At 54.1% G+C, this 4,048-nt stretch carries 7 protein-coding genes; 4 read left to right on the forward strand and 3 right to left on the reverse strand.

Features of this window, described 5'->3' with window-relative positions; genetic code table 11:
- The first annotated feature begins 184 nt into the window (after window positions 1–184).
- Window positions 185–331 (forward strand): hypothetical protein, encoded by a 147-nt coding sequence (locus tag QCH34_RS08065; RefSeq protein ID WP_300332667.1) that lies wholly within the window; start codon window positions 185–187, stop codon window positions 329–331.
- A 218-nt stretch (window positions 332–549) separates the two neighbouring features.
- Here QCH34_RS08065 and QCH34_RS08070 read toward each other — a convergent pair whose 3' ends face one another.
- Window positions 550–1,044 (reverse strand): TspO/MBR family protein, encoded by a 495-nt coding sequence (locus tag QCH34_RS08070; RefSeq protein WP_300332669.1) that lies wholly within the window; start codon window positions 1,042–1,044, stop codon window positions 550–552.
- Between the two features lie 60 nt (window positions 1,045–1,104).
- Here QCH34_RS08070 and QCH34_RS08075 point away from each other — a divergent pair, with 60 nt between their 5' ends.
- Window positions 1,105–1,710, forward strand: a complete 606-nt coding sequence (locus tag QCH34_RS08075; protein WP_300332671.1) for a DOMON domain-containing protein — start codon at window positions 1,105–1,107, stop codon at window positions 1,708–1,710.
- A 9-nt stretch (window positions 1,711–1,719) separates the two neighbouring features.
- Window positions 1,720–1,950, forward strand: coding sequence for a hypothetical protein (locus QCH34_RS08080; RefSeq protein WP_300332673.1), 231 nt, complete (start codon window positions 1,720–1,722; stop codon window positions 1,948–1,950).
- A 78-nt stretch (window positions 1,951–2,028) separates the two neighbouring features.
- On the opposite strand, the gene QCH34_RS08085 is transcribed toward QCH34_RS08080, so the two are convergent.
- Window positions 2,029–2,589, reverse strand: a complete 561-nt coding sequence (locus QCH34_RS08085) for a manganese efflux pump MntP family protein (RefSeq protein WP_300332675.1) — start codon at window positions 2,587–2,589, stop codon at window positions 2,029–2,031.
- Between the two features lie 106 nt (window positions 2,590–2,695).
- Here QCH34_RS08085 and QCH34_RS08090 point away from each other — a divergent pair, with 106 nt between their 5' ends.
- Window positions 2,696–2,941 (forward strand): hypothetical protein, encoded by a 246-nt coding sequence (locus QCH34_RS08090; RefSeq protein WP_300332677.1) that lies wholly within the window; start codon window positions 2,696–2,698, stop codon window positions 2,939–2,941.
- A 575-nt stretch (window positions 2,942–3,516) separates the two neighbouring features.
- Here the strand turns inward: QCH34_RS08090 and QCH34_RS08095 are convergent.
- A partial coding sequence (locus tag QCH34_RS08095; protein ID WP_300332679.1) for a HEAT repeat domain-containing protein occupies window positions 3,517–4,048 on the reverse strand: 532 nt, incomplete at its 5' end.

Consider the following 4,048-nt stretch of genomic DNA (forward strand, 5'->3'; position numbering starts at 1 on the left):
TCCCCCTCGCAAAGGATGATCTGATCCAATCTTCGATATAGCTTTCCTTCAGGATTATCCGGAAATCCGGGAAAACCTTCCAGCAAAGAATCTGCGAAAAAAACCCGGAGCGATCCTGTTCCAACATTCGGATCATGGAAGTTTGAAGCACAAGCGGACGGAGAGGGGCGGTGGGGGGATTAAAATGCCGATCGTTCTGTCGATGGAGCCAGGAATGGATCTGAATGGATCTGTCCCCGAACATCCTCCGGGGGGGCACTGCCAACCCCCTCCGGATGCCGGTGAAGGCGACCGTGCGGTCACCAGGCGGGGCTGTTCGCCCCGCACGTGAGGATATTGAGCGCTTCGCGCCCACTTCCTGCTACTGCTCCCTCTCCTATCCCAGCCAGGGTTTTTCATCCACTGTTGCTTGTGTGAAAAAGGGATCTGTAGTGAGGAGCAGACCATACTATCCAGCTGACCTTAGCTTAGGAATCAGGGAATCTGGCAATCAGAAATGAGGAGAAGAGCCACAATCAAAAGTAAAAAAAAAATGTTTTCCTGGTGAATCTAGGGATTCAGCAGGTAGATCGATGCCGTCAGGGCGGTTGCAAAGGTTACCCAGCAGATATAAGGGATATTCAGGTATGCAGCCACCTTTGATATCCGGTAGAAATAGACGATCATCCAGAGGATCAGGCACCAGAGGATAATGATACAGATCAGCCCGAGGAAGGGTGACGGTATCCCGAAGAAGAGGAATGACCAGATTCCATTAAAGAAAAGCTGCACAAAGAAGATGCCGGTTGCTATCTTCACCTCCCGCCGCTCCCATCCGGATTTTATGATCAGGAAGAGGGAGATACCCATCAGGATATAGAGTATCGTCCATGCCGGCCCAAAGACCCAGCTCGGTGGGGTGAACCATGGCCTTGCGATCGTCTGGTACCATCCCGAGACATTCGTTGCTGTTGCGATGCTCCCGATCGCACCGGTCATAAGCGGCAGAAGGACTGCCCCGATGAGTAAGGCGGCATCCCGGAGTGTTTTCACAGGAGATTCCATATGAGATGACTTGCCCTCCATGAAGAAAAGCTTTTCATATCATGCAACGAGCATCTGGCTATGAAGATCTCGATTATACTCTCAATTGGGATTATACTTGCATCTCTTGTACTTGTATCGGGTTGTGCAACTGATCCGCCCGCCACACCAGCTCCGGTTGGTGAATCCCCCGTCACCGTGGACTGGAATCCTGATGGGATCATCGAATCAGGCGAATACGAGTACTGGCAGGCACTCTCTGATACGATGGAGATCCACTGGACCACCACCGACGAGGCGATCCGGATCGGACTCGCCGGGAGAGCAGCCGGCTGGGTCGGCATCGGCCTTGGCACCCCCCGGATGATGGCGGGCGTTGATTATATCGCCGGATATCTCGATGGGGAGACTGTCGTTGTCTGGGATCTCTTCAGCGAGAATCCCCGCTGCCCGATACAGATGGACACTGCGATCGGAGGAACCAATGATATCCTCAGGTATGGAGGGCAGCAGGTGGATGGCGTAACCACAATCGAGTTTGAGCGGCTCTTTGCAACCGGTGACGAGTATGACTATGAGATCCGGGCCGGAGATCCGATCGCGATCATCTGGGCGCTCTCTGACAGCAACTCGATGACGGTTCCGCACCGTGAACGCGGCTCAACAACAATTATCCTCAGGAGGTAGATACACACAATGTTAATCGCAGCAATTGCATACACGCCGGTCCTTGGCCTCCCCCTGGTCGTCGTCCTTGGGATCGTCCTCTTCATCTCTCTCTGCATCACCGCATCGATTGCGGTTATGAAACGGAGAGGGCGGCTTCAGAATGTGCCGTTCACCTGGCATTTCCGGATGGCGAGGATCTCTATTCTCATCGCCCTTCTGCACGGGGTTCTGGGCATCTCCATCTATATCGGGATCTAAGTGGATCCACAGAGAAAACAGGAGAATAGAGCGGAATATCCCCTCCCTTCTCAATGAAAAGGGGTGCCCCGCCACCTCTTACAGGAAGACCCCGTCTATGAGTATCTTAATTCCGATGATGATCAGGATCACGCCGCCGATGAGCTCGATCCGCTCCCCAAGATAACACCCGAATCTCCGGCCGGCCCAGATCCCGATGATAGATCCGGCGAAGGTGACAACGCCGATGAGAAGAGCCGCAGGGAGAATCTCCACATCAAGAAGAGAAAACGTGGCACCGACTGCGAGTGCATCGATGGATGTGGCGATGGCAAGGAGGGTGAGGGTAAAGAGGCTGGTAATCCCCGCCTCCCTCTCATCTGCTTCTCCCTGAAATGACTCATAGCACATCTTCCCGCCGATCAGTACAAGCAGGATGAAGGCGACCCAGTGATCGAACGAGGCGATCAGCTCGCTCCCCGCCTCCCCGACAAGGTACCCGGCGAGTGCCATCCCTCCCTGGAAGAAGCCGAAGAAGAGGGCTGCCCGCACCCCGTAATAGAGAAGATTCTTCTTCAGGGTGGCTCCGGCGGCAATCGAGACAGCAGATGCATCCATCGCAACGGCGATTGCAATTGCAAGGAGTGTTATCTCATTCACCGATACCGCCTCACCGTCCTGCTGGATCCAGTTCCATTGGAAACACCCATTCGGATCATCCTCAAAAAGATTGCCTCCCCGTTATTTTATATTGGTAGTCTGAAGCATGTGCAGCGCGGGTATCGGGGGGCGGGGTAGCGAAGGGATCAGGATGGCAGAGGTGATACACCCTTGCTCAAAAGAGCAATCCGTCAGGACGATTCGAAGAATCGGGGTGTATCTGCTTCTGTTAGCCCCCGAAGCATCTCGCCCCCTCCCGCGCAGCATCTGCGGCCGCCCAGTACAACCTCCCTGCGAAGCACATGCGGACGGGGACGGGGTGGTCGGGGAAAACGTCTCAGCGAAGAGCTAAAAAATATTGACTCTTCTCCAAAATTCTGATCACCAGGTTTTTCCTGAATTCTTCGGAACGTGGGAAAAGATCCCGCTGCAGCAACCGAATAATCAGGAGTGACTAAAAGCAGTTGCGGCGCGGATATCGGGGGGCGGGGTCAGCGAAAGAGGCAGGCTGGCAGAGGTGATAAGCCCTTGCTCATCAGAGCAACCTGAAAGGCGATTCCGAAAGAATCGGGGCATATCTCCTCTGAAAGCCAGATGGAGCACTCCCGCCCCCTCTAGCGCCAGCATCTGCGGCAACCCGGTTAAACCTCCATTGCGAAGCATTTGCGGACGGAGACGCGGGCGGTGGGGGGCTTCTGACACGAGAGTACCAGAGCCCCTACCCAACGTAACTCCATGCCTGTCTCTGACTTTTCTTCCACCAATAAGCATAATGATGAAAGATGAAGTAAATTATATGGATTTTAAAATATATTGTGTAATTTTATTATCTACATTGGTCAGACAATACCGAATTGAGACTGTTCATGTATTATTTATGACCTTTGGATAGTAATGGCTTTCAGAAATATGGAGAAGAACCAACTATTACAGCCCTCTCTTCTCTCCCGGCAACCCCCCATCACTCTTTGGGATGAGGGGACGGTACACGAGATCGGTCTGCCCAAGCGAGACCAGGATCTCGCCTGCTGCATTCCTCACCCTGATATCAGGATCATTCAAAGCCTCTTCAAGCGGTGCCACCGAATACCGCTCAAGGCTCCGGAGTGCATCAGTCAATCCTTTCATCACCCCGTTGTCGGTATCCCTGAGCATCCTGATCAGGGGGAGGACAGCAGCCTCACCGATTTCGGCTGCCTTCTTCCACTGGCGGGTGGCGATGAAGTAGATCACCCGCTCGTCATCATCAGACGGCTGCCAACTGATCCGGTCAAGAGACGCAGCCGCCGACTGCCTGACGAAATGATCCTCATCCACGCAGGCAGAGAGGAGCACCGGGAGATGCTCTTCACCCCCGAAAGAGCCAAGGGCCTCGGCGGCTGCTGCCCTGACATTGGGGTTTTCATCAGATGCCGCCTCTTTGAGGTGAGGGAGTGCCCTCTCATCACCGAGCTGGCCG

The sequence above is a fragment of the Methanocalculus sp. genome (assembly GCF_029762515.1).
Taxonomy (GTDB): Archaea; Halobacteriota; Methanomicrobia; order Methanomicrobiales; family Methanocorpusculaceae; genus Methanocalculus.